12 protein-coding genes and 1 tRNA gene are annotated in these 18183 nt (G+C 45.7%); 2 read left to right on the plus strand and 11 right to left on the minus strand.

The genetic code is table 11. The annotated features are described in order from the left end of the window. Positions 1-7 precede the first annotated feature (7 nt). From I2I04_RS20095 to I2I04_RS20115, 5 genes are all read right to left on the minus strand, one after another. Positions 8-454, minus strand: coding sequence for a YhcH/YjgK/YiaL family protein (locus I2I04_RS20095; protein WP_195655781.1), 447 nt, complete (start codon positions 452-454; stop codon positions 8-10). 37 nt (positions 455-491) lie between these two features. After that, complete coding sequence (locus I2I04_RS20100; RefSeq protein WP_195655782.1) at positions 492-1166, minus strand: DUF2461 domain-containing protein; 675 nt, start codon at positions 1164-1166, stop codon at positions 492-494. Positions 1167-1443: 277 nt separating this feature from the next. Further along, complete coding sequence (locus I2I04_RS20105) at positions 1444-2040, minus strand: aminotransferase class IV family protein (protein WP_195655783.1); 597 nt, start codon at positions 2038-2040, stop codon at positions 1444-1446. After that, on the minus strand, positions 2024-3031 hold the full coding sequence (locus tag I2I04_RS20110) for an aminodeoxychorismate synthase component I (RefSeq protein ID WP_195655784.1): 1008 nt from the start codon (positions 3029-3031) through the stop codon (positions 2024-2026). The genes I2I04_RS20105 and I2I04_RS20110 overlap by 17 nt, the downstream gene beginning before the upstream one ends. 127 nt (positions 3032-3158) lie before the next feature. Then, the gene (locus I2I04_RS20115) at positions 3159-3893 is read right to left on the minus strand and encodes a tetratricopeptide repeat protein (protein WP_143258612.1); all 735 of its coding nucleotides are present in this window, start codon (positions 3891-3893) and stop codon (positions 3159-3161) included. Between the two features lie 287 nt (positions 3894-4180). Here I2I04_RS20115 and I2I04_RS20120 point away from each other — a divergent pair. Continuing rightward, positions 4181-4254, plus strand: a tRNA-Arg gene (locus I2I04_RS20120). A 158-nt stretch (positions 4255-4412) separates the two neighbouring features. Beyond that, positions 4413-5558 (plus strand): site-specific integrase, encoded by a 1146-nt coding sequence (locus I2I04_RS20125; RefSeq protein WP_004303351.1) that lies wholly within the window; start codon positions 4413-4415, stop codon positions 5556-5558. Positions 5559-5607: 49 nt separating this feature from the next. Here the strand turns inward: I2I04_RS20125 and I2I04_RS20130 are convergent, their stop codons facing one another. The 6 genes from I2I04_RS20130 to I2I04_RS20155 form a co-directional block, all read right to left on the minus strand. Then, complete coding sequence (locus I2I04_RS20130; RefSeq protein WP_004325876.1) at positions 5608-6102, minus strand: hypothetical protein; 495 nt, start codon at positions 6100-6102, stop codon at positions 5608-5610. Position 6103: 1 nt separating this feature from the next. Further along, a complete protein-coding gene (locus I2I04_RS20135; RefSeq protein ID WP_004325875.1) occupies positions 6104-7399 on the minus strand; it encodes a reverse transcriptase domain-containing protein in 1296 nt (431 codons plus the stop codon). Positions 7400-7831: 432 nt separating this feature from the next. Beyond that, on the minus strand, positions 7832-14620 hold the full coding sequence (locus I2I04_RS20140; RefSeq protein ID WP_195655785.1) for a CotH kinase family protein: 6789 nt from the start codon (positions 14618-14620) through the stop codon (positions 7832-7834). Between the two features lie 9 nt (positions 14621-14629). Continuing rightward, positions 14630-15796, minus strand: a complete 1167-nt coding sequence (locus I2I04_RS20145; RefSeq protein ID WP_004318207.1) for a hypothetical protein — start codon at positions 15794-15796, stop codon at positions 14630-14632. Continuing rightward, positions 15793-16002, minus strand: coding sequence for a hypothetical protein (locus I2I04_RS20150; protein WP_004318206.1), 210 nt, complete (start codon positions 16000-16002; stop codon positions 15793-15795). The genes I2I04_RS20145 and I2I04_RS20150 overlap by 4 nt, the downstream gene beginning before the upstream one ends. Before the next feature lie 43 nt (positions 16003-16045). Next, positions 16046-18181 carry a hypothetical protein gene (locus I2I04_RS20155; RefSeq protein WP_195655786.1) on the minus strand — a complete coding sequence of 712 codons (2136 nt, stop codon included), beginning with the start codon at positions 18179-18181 and terminating at the stop codon, positions 16046-16048. Between the last annotated feature and the right edge of the window lie 2 nt (positions 18182-18183).

The following is an 18183-nucleotide window of genomic DNA, read 5'->3' on the forward strand; positions in this document are numbered from 1 at the left end:
ATTAGGATTATGCTTTTACTTTTACGATTACTTTTTTCACACCATCCGGAGTGATGCCGGGAGCATGACCGTCTTGCGGGAAGAAGATAGCAAACATTCCCGGTTTTACGGTAACGTATGTCTCCGCCAATCCTTCAAAGAAAGTAATGTCCTTTTCTGCGTTATAAGGCGCATCTGCCGGTACACAATCTTTAGCAGCAGTATACCCCATAATTTCTGTTCCCGACAACGGGATTTGAATATCAATAAAGTCGTTATGAGTTTCCAGTTTGGCTTCCTCTTTTGTTTTAGGTTTGGTTTGTGCGATATTCACGAACAGATCTTTCCCTTTCAGTTCTGTCTTACCAATTTCCATGGCTTGGAGGTCATGAGACTTCAAGAAGTCAATGGCTTGTGCAAACAAAGAATTTAAAGACGCATATTTCTCCAGATTTTCTAAAGTATCTACTACCATATGAGTTAAATTTTAAAGTTTATATTCTAGGCATTATTTATTCAAAATCATCAATCGTATAATTCATAAAATCGGCAAACCGTTTGAACTGGCGGAACGCTTTGTCTATCTGTTCCAACATATCCGGCTGGGTAAAGAAGTCATCAGGAACATTATAAGAGCAAACATACTCTTTACATTTCAAATAATCGACGTATTTGAAGTCTTTTTGGAAGCCTTTCGGAGCTGTTTTCAGAAAATCCTCCCCTATTACCGGGAAGTATTTCTTAAACTCCGGATCTTCTACGATCGCAACAAATTCTTCGATATTGTCATAAATAGATTGTCTCACTGCTTTCAGGATATTGGAAGGCAGACACAAGCTTCCTCCGGCAAGCATCGAACCATCCGGCTGCAAGTGTACATAATATCCACAATGGTCAGATTTCTTTCCTTTGGCATTGATATAACCGCCGAAATGTATTTTATAAGGTGTTTTATCCGCAGAGAAGCGGGTATCCCGGTAAATACGATAAGTACAGTCTTTGGGTTGAATTCCCCGGATAGTCTCATCAAACAGGGAAATGCGGGCAATCACTGTTGCCAAAAAGTTGTCGAACTCAGCACGGGCTGTTTCATATTCTGCCTTGTGCTCATTAAACCACTCACGATTATTATTCGCGGAAAGATCTTTTAAAAACTGAAAGATAACGGGTATGTTCATCTTTATCATTTTCTATTATTACTCTACAAACGTACAAATTTTATTTCATATAAACTACAAAAGGGGGTAAAAGGACATAAAAAAAGCATCGGCCTGGTAAAACCGATGCTTTAACACATTTATCAAAAAAACAGACTCTTCTGTCTCTGACGTACTTTAGCTTTCACAAGTGGAGTACAATCTCTTTAATTAATCTTATATCTAATACTATGAAAAACACATAAATATAACAGTACAAAAGTGACATTTGTTCAGCAATACTCTGTATATTTCAGTTAATTATCGTTTATAGAATAAAATGTTCCTCTTTTACAGGCAATACAATACGCTCCCAGTCAATCATGGCGTTGAATAACATGATATGTGAATAGTCATTTAAATGTACTTGCGCGATGTCTTTCTCAACAATCAATTGCTTATTCAGAAGTTCCGCCCGCTTCGTTCCCCGGAGTAACGGATGAGCCGGAGTAAACCATGTACGACCGTCATAGAGGGCGATATTGGCAATAGAAGTATCTGTCAGATAACCGTCTTTCACGATTAAAATATCATCCGCCATTCCTCTTTGGGCATACAAAGCGTTCAATTCTTCCCGATGTGTGCTTTTGTAAGTGTAATTAATGGTATCGGATTCTATCAGATGCAAAGAGGACACTTGCCGCATCTGATAAGGAGCATACGTGACTTCTTCTACTTCTTTTCCATACACAATCCGGCATTTATGAATCCCGTTTAAAACTGGTGGCGATATATACTCACTCAAATCAAGCGGAACACTATCTTTCCAAAAGACCGCACGGGTTCTATTGAAACGCTCTGTGTGATAATCAAGATTATAAATCTGTCCATCCTCTATCCGGATAGTCTCAATAAATGGGTACATATACTTTTTGTTTCATTTCGTTATACTCACTTTCCGCATCGCTCTGACAGGTGATTCCACCTCCACTTTTAAAATACATTTTTTCTCCTTCCTGTTCTACAAAACGTATCATAACGGCACTATCCAAATTAATTCCATCCGAATAGCCCATAATTCCTGTATAAAATCCTCTGTCGTAGGTTTCAGCTTCCCGAATAATCTGCATCGTTTTTTTCTTGGGGGCACCGGTAATGGAACCGGCTGGCAAAAGTCGGAAAATAAGTTCTCCCAAATGTTCCGAATAGTTTTCCGGCAATACGCCTTGAATTTCAGAGCTTGTCTGAAGAATCGCTCCCTGATTAGTCTGCAATGTATCGATATACCGATACCGGGAAACAGACACTTGATTGGCAATCATGCTTAAATCATTACGAATCAAATCTACGATAGTAGCGTGTTCTGCCGCCTCCTTAGGATCGTTCATCAATAATTGGGCAGCAGAAGGAATGGAAGCGTCAATAGTCCCTTTCATCGGGTATGAGCTAATTTTTCCTTGATGAATTCTCACAAATATTTCTGGAGAAAAAACAGTAAAAGAGTCTTTAACCCATAGCTTATAAATCGCTTTAGAGTGATAATAAATATCTTTCAGAGTGAGATTGGTATCTACCGGAGTGCGACAAGTCAAATTTGTGAGAAAACTATTTCCAGCCAGGATATTCTGTCGGACAATATTAAACGAGCGTTGATAGGAATAGAAAGATTCTGCAGAAGGCTGCCAATGGATAGAGTTCGCTAGTTTAGCTGAAAAAGAGGGTGTATACTTTTCAGTTGACGTAGCTTGATTGGTAAATCCATTCAAATTATACAAAAGTTCAGTAGAATCAACAGCAGCAACCTCTTCTATATAAGATGCATCCTGCAGATAATTGATAATAAAAATAAAAGGACGATGGTGTTGTCCAAACTGATTCATCCGTTTGATGGCCTGTTCCTTATTATATAAGTGCATAAAATACTTCAGCGTTTAGGAATGGCAAATGTACACAAAAAGTATAGATTAGAAAAAGATAGTAATAAAAAAGGGTTACCCGACGTATCATACCGGCAACCCTTTGTCATTTATAAGATTGGTCAAATTACTTCATAACAGCTTTCACTTGAGGAAGCATCTTTTTCACATTTTCATTTTCCGGAGAGATCTTAGCAGCCTCTTCCAAATAGTCTAATGCTTCTTTAAATCTTCCATCCGCTTTTTCTTTTTCTACAGCATATTTGTCTGCGTCTGAATTTGCCAAAGGAGCAGCTTTCTTCAGAATATTAGCTCCGTCATTATAACACAAAACTCCTAAACTATACAATGCATTTGTTTTATACTGCTTGTGATCCAATGGAATTACTTTCTTGAAACAATCTTCTGCTTCTTCAGCTTTTCCTGCTTTCTGCGCTGCAAGTCCTGCTTTTAGATAATGAAGACCATAATTCTTCACCATTGTCTTATTATTAGGATCAACTTTCAATCCCTCTTCCAAAGTAGCTACATATTCAGCAGTTTTCTTTTGTGCATCTAAAGCCAAAGCTTTACGAGCATACGCATTTCCTATATTGAATTTCTTTTGAATTGCTATATCAAAAAAAGTCACAGCTTCCGGATATTTTTTCACAGCATCAGCAGCTATACCACAATAATAAGCGGTAGCAGAGTCTTGATTATTCGTCTGTTTCAAATATTCACTGAATTTCGCATACGCTACTGGATAATCTTTAGCATTAAATGCATCATTTCCTTCTTTTTTCAATTGCTCAGGGTCGGTTTGTGCAAAAACATTAGCCACTACAATACAAAATGCAAATAAAAAAATCAATTTCTTCATAACTTTATGTGTTTTTTAGTTGTTTATCGTTCAAAAGTAAAAGTTATAATAGAAAAACACAACCGTATTTTATTTTTTTGAGCTTTTTGAAACCTATATAACGTTCGTTATTCTTCGTAAAAATGACGTTTTTCTATTTCTTCATCCCAAACCATATAAATAAACAAAACTTTTCTCTTTTATAAATTACTGATTCATAGCCACAAAGAAATATATGAATAAAAAAAGTGCCGGAAAGTTTTTGAGTTTTCATAAAAAGCACTACCTTTGCATCCGAAAATAAGGCTGGTTCCGTAGCTCAGCTGGATAGAGCAACGCCCTTCTAAGGCGTGGGTCAAGCGTTCGAATCGCTTCGGAATCACTATTAACATCCGGTAACAGTTAAATGTTATCGGATTTTTCTTTTAAATAGCTGATATTAAACGTTTTACTTTCGCCCCGTTTAACTTTTAATAACCTGCCTGTGTAGGCATATTTGTAGGCATATCCCCTCTACAGGCATAAAATAGGCATATAAAAATGACGGCAATAAGAGTTGTAAGACAAGGCAAAAAAGGCAAAACCGACCGGCTCCCCCTGTATGTGGAATTTTATATCAACCGCGAGAAAATAAGGATCGCGGTAAGGTTAAGTGTCACCTCTAAAGAATGGGATGAGCAAAACGAAGTGATAAAAGGCCGGGACAAAGAAAGTAAGGATAAAAATTTAATCATCTCCAATATCCGTTCACGAGTAAGCGATATATTTGTCCGTGCCCGTCTTAAAAATGAGACGCTGACAAAAGAAAGTTTCTTCCGCCAGTATAACAATCCCTCCGATTTTGGTACCTTCTTTGATTTTGCACGGGTTTACCTCAAACAAATTAGCAAAACTATTTCTTTCGGTACCTGGAAACATCACGTTTCTATCATCAAGAAACTGGAAACATTCGCACCCGGCCTTGTATTTTCAGAGATTACCCACGAATTTCTCCTGTCTTTCTTTGCATATCTTCGCAAAATAGGTAACATGGATTCTACGGCATGGCGTAACATGGCTACTATCAAAATATATGTAGGTGCCGCCATACGCGGCGGTTATATGGACCAGGACCCGTTCGCGGCCATAAAGATACGTCGCCCCAAAAGTGAAGTTATATACCTGACGGAAGAAGAACTCCTCCGTCTGACCGCCTTGTACCGGTCCGGCCGCCTGGAAGAATGTACCCAGAACGTACTCCGTTTTTTTCTGTTTCTTTGTTTTACTTCTTTGCATATAGGCGATGCAAAAGCATTGCAGATAAACCAGTTCATAGGGAATGAACTACACTACACACGAGGTAAGACAAAAATACCGGTAACTGTACCCTTATCGGACCCGGCACGTTATATCTATGAATATTACCGGGCCGGACGTACAAAAGGTAACTTGTTTATGAACCTTCCCACGGATCAGGATATAAACCGGGTATTGAAAACAATAGCCGGTAAAGTAGGAATAACAAAGGATATCAGTTCAAAGACCGGGCGGCATACATTCGCTACCTTGTATTATAAGAAAACACATGATATCGTAACGCTATCCCACCTTTTGGGACATAGTTCTATAACTATGACAATGGTTTACGCACATGCTCTGGAAGATGAACGCGAAGCGGGAATACACGCCTTTGATGATATGTTATAACTAAAAGAGTGAAGGGGAAACGTGTTTCCCGCTTCCCCCTTCACTTTTTCTACTCCAACGTATAAACGCTCCAGTCTATCGCCTTTTTAAGTTCCCAGCCTTCCTTTTGTGTCTCCTGTATATGTTTCACGGCACCGGTGTAAAACTCTTGTAGTTGCTGCATACTTGCAAACTCGTAAAACGTCGGGTTGTCTTCTTCCCCGAGCTTGAAAGTAACAGGAAGGTTTTCCCCGCCTGTCTGCAAGGCAAGATCGTACGCCGTCTTATAATTCATCTGGTTCTCCATGGAAAGCCAGACTTTCAGGCCGTTCCATACGTACCCGCTTTCGATCGTGTCGGTTATCTTCCGGTTATACCATTCATTAATAACCGCCTTGATTTCTGCCAGTGCGGGTAGATGATCGAACGTCTCTTCCATGTAACTACGCTGCACTCCTTCTGCTGTCTCTGTTTCCTGGTAATCCCACGTAATACGCCAGATTCCCCGGCGGCGGTTGGTACATCTTACCGGTTCCGCCTTGCTGTCTGCATAAATTCGTATCATTTCAAGTAAAATGTATAATTATCAATCCTTTTTCACTTACTTCACCTTCGCAATGTGCTTCAAAAGGCAGTTCTCCGTCTCTTGCCGCTGATTCACAAATGAAAAGTGTTTCCTCCAGGCTGGTAAAATACTTTCTCTCCTTGCCGTCGAGTTCCAGCTTTATAACAGTCCGGTTTCCGTTTTTCGTCGGAACATCCTTTTCATAATCAAGTACGATCACATCCTTGTTCATCAGTTCGGGCGACTTGATCCTTGCCCCGGTAAATCGTTTCCGTCCGTCTTTAGGCTTGTACTTGTAGCCCAGATCTTTTAATTTTTTCATTTTCTTTCCTGTTAGTTTATAAAATAAGTTCTTGCAATCGGCATGTTTTGTAAGCCCGTAAAATGAGGCGGTCAGCTCCTGCCTGCGTTTCTTGCTTTTAACCTTGTGCATCTTGCGGGCGAACTTTTGTTTGTTACGCTTCCTTAACCGTACATGATCCGGGCGGGTTACATATCCCAGGAAGTCGATACCTTCGGTGATCGGGAAAACGGTATCATTGCTTTTAATCTCCAGGCGGGCTTTACGGGCCTGTTCATGAATGATATCCCTAACCTTCCAAAGGTATTTCTTACTACCGGAAAGCACCAGACCGTCGTCACAATACCGGTAATAGTGTGCTACTGCCTCCTGATCCTTTAACCGGTGATCCAGGTAAATGGATAGAAGCAAATTACAAAGCCCCTGTGATGATCTTAGCCCGATACTTACGCCTTTAGGCATCATGCGGATGCACTCTTCCAGGATTCCGATTAATATTTTATCCTTGAACATCTTTTTCACTGCATCCAGCAAAATGTCCTGGTCTACGCTTTCATAGAATTTCGTTATATCGAACTGGTACCCGAACAGGGTTCCTTCGGGATCATCCTTTATATCTTTAACGATATACTGTAAAAGGTCATGCGTTCCCCTGTTTTTAATGGATGCGGAAGTAGTCCGGATAAAACGTACTTTCAAATGCCGGTCCACCACATTCATAACAGCGTTAAGAACGATCCTGTCCTCCAGGGAAACCGATTGTACGGTCCTTACCTTCGGCCCGTCGTCTACGGTCATTTCCCGATATCCTCCGAGCTTGAACCGCCCACTCCTGATCCGCTGCCTGATCCTCTCTACTGCCTTCGGGACATCCGCCAGTATTCTACGCCCGGCAAAGCTGCGCTTTCGTCTTCTTTTGCGCAATACCGTTTTTATGGCGTCCTCTATATTGGAGTCCTCGACAATCTCTTCTATAATATTATCTTCTCTCCACATGATAATTAAATTAGCCTTCAATTCCCCGGGCCGGGCTTCTTCGAAAAAAATTCCTACCAAACCCCATTGCCCTGCGCTTTATTTTTCCCCTTTCCAGCCGTAAACGGCTGCTGTTGGCGAGGCTCATTCCTCTTGGCTCCACGCCGGGGACACGTCCCCACTGTTGTACGCCAATCTTTAAGGCTTATGCGCTTTTTCTTTATCCTAATTGTTTGCAAGCCGAACGCCGATGTTCGCATTCGTGTTCGATGAATCGTTATTCGCGTTCGCATACGAAACACCGCCTAACGCGTTCGCGTTGTTGTTCGACCGATACACCACACGAGTGTATATGAGGAAATCCGCCTTTGTACTTTCAGGAAGCACCGGCACCCGTCTTACTTCCGGACGCCTGCGCTACCCGCACAACGTTTTACGTTGCTATTTTTTATCTTAATCTGCCTGATTTATGGCTTTAAAGGCCGCGACGCTACCCGCCCAGCGTATGATGCCCCTGAAGGCAAGCCGAACGCCGATGACCGCATTCGAGCTCGATGAACCGTAAGACGCGATCGCATACGAAACACCGCCCAACGCGGACGCGCTGCTGCTCGACCGATACACCACACGAGAAAGCCCGGTACCCACATAGAACCTGTCGAACCAATGAGAGGAAGTGGAACCGCCTTCCTTGGCCGCAATCAAATCCATATACCGGCCCCAAACCATGTGGGTAGGATAAATATCCGCATTATAAACAGTAATTCCCTGTACAACGCGTTCCGTTCCGTCCGGCATGGTAATAAACCACCTTCCGTCCGCCGCCGTCTTGTTTACTGTGACATACTGCAACCATTCCGCCTTGTTTCCCTGGAAATTCTCATATCCCAGCACATTGACGGACTGATAATTTACACCGTCCCGGTAAGCACCTTCCGCCTGTGGATTGGAACCGCCCTTTTCCTTATAATAAGAAACCGTATCACGCATCCCCAGCGCATTTGTAAGGCCTGTCACTTTCTGGTAATTGTTTGTTCCATATCCGCAAACTCCCTGCGAATCGGTATTACCGTATTTAAAGAAATGCAGATTACCCACATCCTTGTGCATCTCCCAGTCGAACAGCTGGAAACCTTTGCCCCTGTTCTGGGCGTATTTGACTGCCTGGCTCTGTGAAATAGTTCCTACACTTGAAACACCACTGACAGAACGCAGCACATCATCAATCAGATAGGCTTCATAAACACCGCCCAGGCATTCCGTATGCTCTACCCAGTCCGGCTCGATCGCTTCCACACTTTCCGATGTTGTGAGTAAAACGAAATCGAAGGCCGCCGAATTAAGGAAAGTAAAGGCCAGTTTCGTAGCCCCTACAGGAACGGCACAAAACAGATACATACCATTGATAAAACCGTTCGCATTTGAAACGCTGATCCGACTTACTATTTTCCCGGCATCATCTATAAATACAGCACCGTAAAGAGTAGAAGCAAAACCGGGAAAACGAACCTGCTTGTAATCCCGGACGTCCACCAGGGCGAACGATCCGGATTCGTATTCATTCTTCGCCTCTTCAATGGTTGTGTAATCCGTATTCTTACGAATCCCGATCCCTTCCGTCACATCCAGTTCCTCGCGGGTAAATCTTATACTGGTGTACCCTGCTGCTGCCGGCGCATCCTCATTACTTGAAATAAAACCGTAAAGGCACTGATTCAGCACGTCCGTTACTCCCTTGTACCAGTAATGAGGCTCATATATGTAAACTTCACCTTCCGATCCGGTTAATACTGCATCCGTGGCGTTCTCCACGCTGTCACTATCCGCGTATTTATTTCGGTTCTCATCATGAAGCGGGTAACAGGTCATTTCACCCTCCGCCGTCTTTTTAGCCAGAATACAACGTCTTTTCGACAACACTTCCAATATATGGGAAGACGGGGTAAATTCAGTATTATAGTCATATCCGGTAGAGTTATCCAGATTCGTAATCTTTTCCCCGTCTCCTACCGTCTGATCTATTTTTATACCGACAAACTGCGGCTGAATGATATTCAGTTCCGGGAAATGTGCACAGGTGGCGGCGTACTCTTCATCCGACATGGACTGGGTGAGCCGGTACGTACCTACCAGGCGGCACGTCTGCACGTTTCCCCCGTCTTCATCAACGCCGCCCATTGTCATAAGCCTGCGAAGCAAATTACCGTTCCCGTCCATATCTATACCGGTAATTCGTAGATAGCTGGTCGCACTGCATTGCTGTAATAACGTGTTCCAGTCGATCAGGCTACAGTTATCAATCACAAGGCGCGTGATATTTGCCGTACCTTCCAGCTGCAGCCCTGCATTGGTTAGTTTGTTCAGGTACCGGAGTTCGAGCGTCTGCAAAGTTCCGGGAAGGACGCAAACGGCCAGAGGCGCACCGCCGGCAAATGTCACACCGGTAAGGGATGTATCACCGGCCAGGAAGGTTTCAAGTTTGGTATTACTTGAAAGGTCCATACCGGTAAAGGAAGAAGATTTAAGTCCGGATATGTCGAGTTTTCGAAGATTACGGCAATTACCCACCAGAAGGGCGTTAAATGTCGTCTGTCCGGCCTCACAACTAACATTCAGTTCACGCAAGGCCGTGCAGTTGTTCAGGTTCAACGTGCCGACAATGGCGTGGGCTACATCCGTCAGATCAAGCCCGCGAATACGGCTTGCACCGTAGAAATATTGCGGATCGTTTACAATTAAATCCGTGTCCATTGTCAGTTCCACCACAGCCCCGGCCGTTTCTGCAAGTACCGCGCTTTGGTGCGGTGTTCCGGACGTGTACCCGTACCCGTAATAATACCGTTCGGAGGCCGTAATCCGAATTTTCCGGTTATCGCTGCCGAACTTGTATCCGAAATAAGCCGCGAAGCTGTCACGACGGTAAGTACCGGCCACATACTGACTATCCAAAAGGGCGAAACGGTTCTGAATGGTATAAGTACGGTGCGCATAACGGCTTCCCTGCAAGGCATACAGATAATTATAATAACTGGTTCCGCTGCCGGTTGTCACCCCTTCGGTAAGCGGAAGGATATATTTATATTCCGAATCCTTGTTATAAATCCGCTCGCACCAGTTGCCCATTTGTTCCTCGTTAAATACTTGCAGGACATATTCAAGGCTCATATTGCTACGCAAGGTTTCCGCCACTTCACGCAATTTGTCCGGACAAGACCGTACCAGTTCCCATAAAACGGAATCATGGCCGGCAAAAGCATAACTACCGATACTATCGTCAAAACTTTCGTGGGTAATGGTATATTCGTATTTCAGTACCGAATCATTACGCACACCGAACAGCGTGTCCATATCGTAAGGAAGGAAATACCAGATCAGAGAGTCCCAAGTCGCCAGCATCATGTTTTTTGCCCGGTTATCCACAGCCATAAAGTAATCGGTAATCAGATACCATGCAAACGGGCTGTCATTACCGAAATACTGGTTATATTCCGCCAGGAACTTGGCGGGATCATCCTTACATGAATCGATCCAGTTCCAAAGCCTTGTAACTGCCGCCTTGTCGTCCTCGTGTGCATCCGCCCAGGTAGTGTCCGCCTTGAAACGAAATTCCAGCGCATCATCAAAAGAAGACATGTCGGTAGTCCCGAACAGACAAAGGGCCTCGGAGTTGTTCAGGAACTCCAGACAGATACATTTGTTACGCTGCCCGTTCAGGGCCGCTTCGTCGTTGAATCCTTCAATTCCTTCAAAACCGTAAATGATCGCACTTTCCGACTTCTCATTATTGAAATTGTATTTTCCCAGATAAGTATTCGCACCGGTGCCGTCGTTGTCATAAAACAGGTCCATAGGGAAACCGTCCACGCCTATACGTACGTCATATTCCCCCTTATATGCAGCCTGCGGCGGTGTCAGCCACCCGCACCTCTTCCAAACGTCGTTCACAATACGCACCGCACCGGTATTATGTGTACCGGAAGAATCGGAAAAGTCCGCTTTCAAACAGAATATACTGATCGGCCGTGCTCCCGGTTTGAAACTGTATTCAAGGGACGGCACATCCACGCCGTTAACTTCCAGCGTGGTACCGTATTTTTCCAGGCGCAAGAAATAAAGACGGTAATTCTTACGCGGATAAGTGGTGGATGATGTACCCTGTATTCTTAGACCGACATTCCTTGCTACAAAATCGTACTCCTTACCCTGCGGACTATAAAAATAGATATCGACCGGTACCTCGAATTTCTTGTTATTGGTGGCGTTGACAAGGTTCACATCGCCGACAATTCGCATAACCGCCTTTCCCTGGGCGCGTAACTTGTCTATGTCGATATCCGTACCGTTGTCCCCCGTAACATCATTCTTTTCAAATAACAGGACCATTTCGTCCGACGTAGTCCGGTCTACCATGTAATTGTTCAATTCTTCATCATCCGTAAGCGCACGGTTATAAATACGGAAATTCCTGATCTCCACATCCGCCGTATCACTGAACAAACGGATGTTCACCGGTTCCGCCTGCAGTAATCCTTCGGTAGCCCCATACTGCACCGCTCCGCAACGGATTCCGTTTACATAAAGTTCCAGCAACCGCTTACCGGCCTTGGCCCCGACAATAAAGGCCATTTTCAGGTTCATATCACTTGCAAACTTCGTACTTACTTCCGTACCGCCGGAAACACGCATAAGGGCCTGCTCCGTTGTCATCTGGAAACCGATATCGCCGGCCATACAGTCCAGTATCACCCCCTGCCGGTCCGTTACCGACGAACAAAGAATTTCCATTTCATAGGTAGCCCCGGTAGTGGTTGCATCCGTGGAGAACGGCCGGTACCCGATTTCAATCTTCGCGCCTCCCGTAAGTTTCAGGGCGTCACCCGTCCAGCCGTTGCTGCTCCAGTCGAAACCAGAAAATGTCGTATGTATGTCGCCATAATCCCAGGCTCCCGGATCGGATTCGCTGTTGCTCCGCCCGGCTGCCGAAAGTTTCAGTACAAGCCCGGCGGTAGTTTCCTGCAAGTCGATCCCGCTTTCCGTTACGTCGATATAAAACGGGTATTCCGTGGCCCCCGTCTTAAATTTCATAGTGATCTCGCCCTGCTCCGTAAAACGGTTGGTATATGTCTGCGTAGTACGGGCCACACTGACAGACTGCGTTTTCACCCCGTCCCGGTAAACGTCCATTTGAGCCGGCGTTGCGTCAGGATCATAAGCCACAAAGTCAAATTTTACCTGTTCGTACTGCCCCGCTTCCAAGCGCGGAACAAGATGGTCCTCCGTAAAAATACGGCCGTCCGGAAAACTCATCATCGTGCCGATGAACGGTGCCGATCCTCCGGATTTCAGAATATCAATATAGATACTTTCAGACTTTAACACGAGATCGGCGGAAGCCTCCATTTCGGCAACCATTTGAACGGTATTCCGGCCGGTCACAAGCGAAGAGGGGGACAAACTGAAACTGCCGTTTGTCGTTCCCGATCTTGTAATGGTGTGCGCGTTCTGTTGCCGGCCGTTCAGATAAAGCGTGACGACCTTTGTTCCGGAACCGCTCACGGCATAAGGGATATTAATCGTGTCGGCCAGGGTATAACCGCCTGCGGCTATGGCCCCGGCCAGATTGTAAGAGCTGGTAAGGGAAAGGCTGACAACCTTCACGGATGTAAACGCCTGTCGGGTCTGTTTCTTGCCGGTAGTCGGATCGGTTGTGGTTGCCACTACGTAAATATCGGTATTCCCAACAAGCAAGTAACTTGAAAGGTCCAGTTCGTAACTGCCTTTGGAAACATCGCTGACCGTCTGGGAATACATGGTAGTTGTTCCACGCCTGATCGTAACGGTGATATCCGCCTTTTGCCCGGTAGATTCCCCCTTTTCATCCCCCGTGGTGTATTGGTGATCGTATGTATAAGTAAGACGGGCGTTTCCGCCTTCCTTGATTATGGCGTTATCTACAGCCGCATTCAAGACAATTTTAGTAGCCACCGTTTCGCCGGAACCTCCACCGGAACCGGCCGGGATATCCACGGCGGTAATTTCCGCGCCGCTTTTGTTCTGGAAAGACAGACGGACGGATGTTTCATCCTCGCTTACCTCCGCATTTACGTTAAACAGCGTGGAAGCGTCCACCTCGTTAAAACGGGCGGTTACTACCTTGTTTTCTACCGGATTGGTGGAATCGGCGGACAAAGTCTCGTCCACTTCCAGGATATCCACGTTTACATTCACATTACCGGCCGCGTCCGGCGTCTGCTTCTCGCCGTTTACCGTTACGCTCTTTACCGTTCCTTTGCCGCCGAACTCTTCCCAGCTCGCCTCCTGGTCCCAGGCATCCAGGGCGGTTCCGGTAAACTGGTACGTCTCCCATTTGCCGAGCGATGTTTCAAAGGTGATGACACGCCCCCGGCCGCGCCACTTCTCCGGTACCGCGGCAATGGCGGAAGCCAGGGTATAGAAACCTTCCGTAAGCGGCACACTGCCGGTTACATTATAGGTATTCCCGCCGCCTGAACCGCCGCTGCCGAAATCCTCCCACTTTTCGACATTCTCAAAATCCGTGTCCGGATTGCCTTTAAATTGTTTCGTCACCCAGCCGTCGGCAGTGAGGAAAGAAAGGATCACGCCGTTTTTCCGGACATCGTCAATCTTCCCCGCCGTTTTCAATGCTGCAAACACCCCCGACAGATCACTATAAACGCTGCCGGCGTTCAAGAGGTTGTTTACATTGGTAAAGGTGGAAGACAGACGCCCGGCAGTTTCCTGCAACTCCTGTTTCATTTCGTCACGGTCTGCCTGCAACGTGCTTATGTCCTCGGAACAACTGCTAATATCCTGGGACAGACTTTTCAGCTTTCCCCAAAGGGAACCGTCTTCACTCTGTGAACCGTCTTCGCTGCCGATACGGGCGTTGATATCGGCCAGCAATGCGGCCAGCGAATCACTGTCTTTAAGCCCGTCCAGAAAAGCAAGAATTTCGTTAAAGTTGTCGATTGCCTGCGAAGCGTTGTTGCCGACAAGCCGGTCGATACGTAGAGAAACGGCGTCGATAGCCTTCTGCAAGGCTGCATCGGCGGCAATGCGGGCGGCTTCCTCCGCCTCGATTTCCTTACCCTGGGAAACCAGTTTCAGGTGTTCGTTCAAGAAGCCAAGAACCGCCGCCACCATTTGGTTGGTAACGCTTTCCGCGTCCTCCGCGGTTTCAATGACTATAATAAGATCATCGATATACTCCTGTGTTGCCATATAGATACATTAATTAAATTGTTTACTGAACTCTTTGGAATGAACCCGCGGTTTCCGGTAGCCGCTTTCCGTGATTTCTCCCGTCCAGTTGGACTCCTTCTCGGCAAACGTGAGCTTTAACGTCACGTTCTGCGGCGCGTCCGGACGGACACGGTAAGAAAACTCTTCCGCCGAAGGAATTACCTTGATCTCTTCCCGGCCGTAACCTGCCAGGTAGACATCATCGGAGGAAAGCAGGTCAAGAAGAAAGCGTATTTCCTGCGGGCGTTTGAATCCCGTCTTAACCGTTACGGCTTCCTGTATCTCCGTACGTATGCGATCCGAATAATAATCATCGGTAATTTCATCGTAACGCCGGAAAACAGCGTCTTCGTCTTCATCCATGCCGGGAGTTACGCTCGCCTCGCCTTCCAGGGAAAACACCTCGTAAACCCCGTAACTGTTCAGGAACCGGAGCCGGTAACGCTCGCGGACCGTCGGGCTTTGCTCGATCCCGATCCGGAGAGCGAACGTTTCACCGCTATACACGTCAAAAAGGTTGGCCAGTACCCCGTAATCGGTAAAGAATTTAAGTCTTACGGCCTCCAGGTTCAAGGCGTAGAAATTCCCTGCCGTGCCTGGTACTGCAAGGCTTTGTCCGGTAAGAAGTTCCGTTATTTTCAGCTCGTGCTCCGGATAGATGAAACAGAGCGGGTAAAGTTCCGTCTCGCGCATCGTTATACGCCAGTCATTGCTCCGGGTGGTAAAGAAGAAATTGCAGGATTCATTCAAGAACTTCAAAGAAAAGATGTTATTACCTTCTTCATGCAATTTCTTAAAAGCCCGTTTGGATATACCGCCACGCCAGGCAGTAACAACCAAAGTGGCCGTTTCTTCCTCCTCATTTTGAAGGGTGATCGTGACGACCGCCTTGTTATACCGTTTATCGGAAAGGCTTATCAACATCTCGGAACTGTCCGTTAACGGGGGAATATCAACAAAAAGCGTTTCCAGGACCTCCGCGATATTCACCTTGAAACTTCCATTACCGTTACCGGTAAATATGGAACGCATAAATTCAAAGTTCACGAAATACATTATATTGTAAGTCGCCATAGAAGTAGTTTCTACCGAAAGATAAACAGGGTTTCCGGTAAAGGCGTTTTCCGTCGGATCAATGTTTGCTGTCAAACTCATAATTCAAAGGTGTTAACGATGAATATTCCGTTAAACTCACTCTTATTTTCAAGTCCGGAAAGGAAACGATCACGCTGATCCGTGGGAGACGTCAGGAACTTGTAAAAGTCCGAGAGCCGCCCCGCATGGTTTTCCCTCCAAAGCTTATAAAGCTCCGTCACCTGTGAAGATGACGGGGCAAGGATGATATTATTCTGCTTTTCCATGCTGCAAAAGTTGGGTTTATCAAAGGAAGAATAAAGGACGGGATCAGCTAAGCACCCTCGATGCGACAAACCTTACCTGGTATTCGACTTCTTCCGTTTCGTAACAAAAATAGTTGGCCGCGCCGGAACGCTCGTTTACCTCGATTTCAACCTCTATCTTACATTTGTAAGTTTTTTCTATGATGTTATCCTGTGCGGTGGGCGGATTTTTTAATATATCCTCATCCGTTGACGGCGTAACATACCCGTCATATATCGTATTCGATACACGGCAACCGTACACAGCATACATCCAGTGATAACGGTAATAATCTTCCCAATATTCCACCCTTCCGGCCTGTACACTCTGCAAATTGGAAGAATATACGACCCACACGTAGGAAGCACCGCCCCACACGGGAATGCCCTGTTCATTATCCAGATTATAGGGACCGATCAGACGCAGGGAACGCAACGTAATGTTTACCGGTACCAGTTTACCCGCAGGAAGCGAATAGGAAAGGCCGTCCAGAAGCATGTACTGCCCCCGCAGGGCTACCGGGGTCAAGACATCCATTTTCATAAGCTGGTGAACCGGTAAAAGGGTGTTTGTGTCCACCTGGTTAAAAGAGTGCCTTAATACGGCGTCATACTTCTGCCAGAACTTGGCAAACAGACCGTCTTCAAACTGGAATAAAAGCGATATCGTATGTTTGCTGCCGTCTTTTAACGTAATTTCTCCGCCGTCCGGAGCGTATGGTAAAATAGAACCGAAGGAATAATCCGTACTTTCCGTAACGGCCTTTGTAAAAGCGAAAGCGAAGGAAAGCGGCGTCTCCTCCTTTTCCGAATCCTCTTCATCATCGGAAGAGGTTTTCAGGTAGGTATAACGGTGCACATACCCGGCCAGGTAATACGGGGAAAGAAGGCCGTTCGGGGCAAAATTCATAAACACGCATTCATCATCGCTCGCCAGCTCCTCGTCCTCTACGTTTTCCGTCTTCCGGTCCCAGTTAAAGAAACTGGATGATGATAACGTATGCTTCTTGTTGCCCGAATCCCATTTGTACCAGTTGCCGGTGGTCTTCTCGTAGTTCAGCCACACGGAGGCCTGGGAAGGATCGAAACGGCTTACACGGATAACCATTTTTTCGTTCCCCTTGATATAGTCCTCGTACCGTTCCACCGAAGGCGCGGCACCGGTAAAAGACGTTTTGGCCGATAACTTTATCTGACGGGCCGTTTCATAATTGATAAGGGGTTCCGCCGTCAGATTCCGGGACAGATCAACGGCAGGTTCATCTTCCATTATATCCCGGATCAGTCTTAAAGTGGCCGTTTTCGTATCGGAAGAGACATTATAAACCAGTCCGAAACGTACATACAGCGCGTTTAAAAAGTCCTCAATCGTACAATCCGGCATTAAATCGGCATAATTGAGGATACCCGTCACGCAACAGTCGGCGGCATTGTTCAGGATTACCAGGCTGGAAAGTTCCTTGTCCGTCTTAAAAGGATTTTCGGTTATAGTATAACCAAATTCTGAAAATATAAAGTCCAGGACACGGTGCACGTATAAGAAGGGGGCCACGCCGTACCCTTCCGGTAAACTCGTTTCGGTCGGGGTATCATTTATCAGTAGTGTTTCCGTCCTTGCCTGATAGCATAAGGCATATTCACCGTTTGAATCCAAAGTGATACGGTTTATGTATTGCGGGTAATACGTGCCGTCCTTGGAATCATTTTTGACTACTATTTGAAATATGGCAAAATCTTCATGGGAATCCGTGAAGAACCAGTTTATAGAGGACATAAGACCGCTAACGGTACCGCCGCTTATGCTGGGTAATGTGATCGAGTTCAGTTTCTTTGCTTTCCAGGCGCTGTAGGCTTCCGAATTGTCAAAACCGATATTTAAAGTAATTCCTTCCGTCCTGCCGGCGGAAACGATATTTATCTTTCCGGTACGTTTATACACCCCGTCCAATACCGTACATGTCTGATCTTCATTCATCGGTTTTACACCCATGTCGAGCCGGTGGGCAAAACCGGTTATCCCTGCATTGTTGGCAGTGACGGGAACCGTGACCGGTACGGTTTGTGATCCCCGGTCGTTCATGACGGGGGATTTCTCGTCGATCTGTACGGTAAAGTCACCCCCTAAGTCCAGATAACCTTTGTTCGTCTTAATCTTTAGCATAA

Source organism: Bacteroides sp. 1001136B_160425_E2 (assembly GCF_015559655.1).
GTDB classification, from domain to species: domain Bacteria; phylum Bacteroidota; class Bacteroidia; order Bacteroidales; family Bacteroidaceae; genus Bacteroides; species Bacteroides luhongzhouii.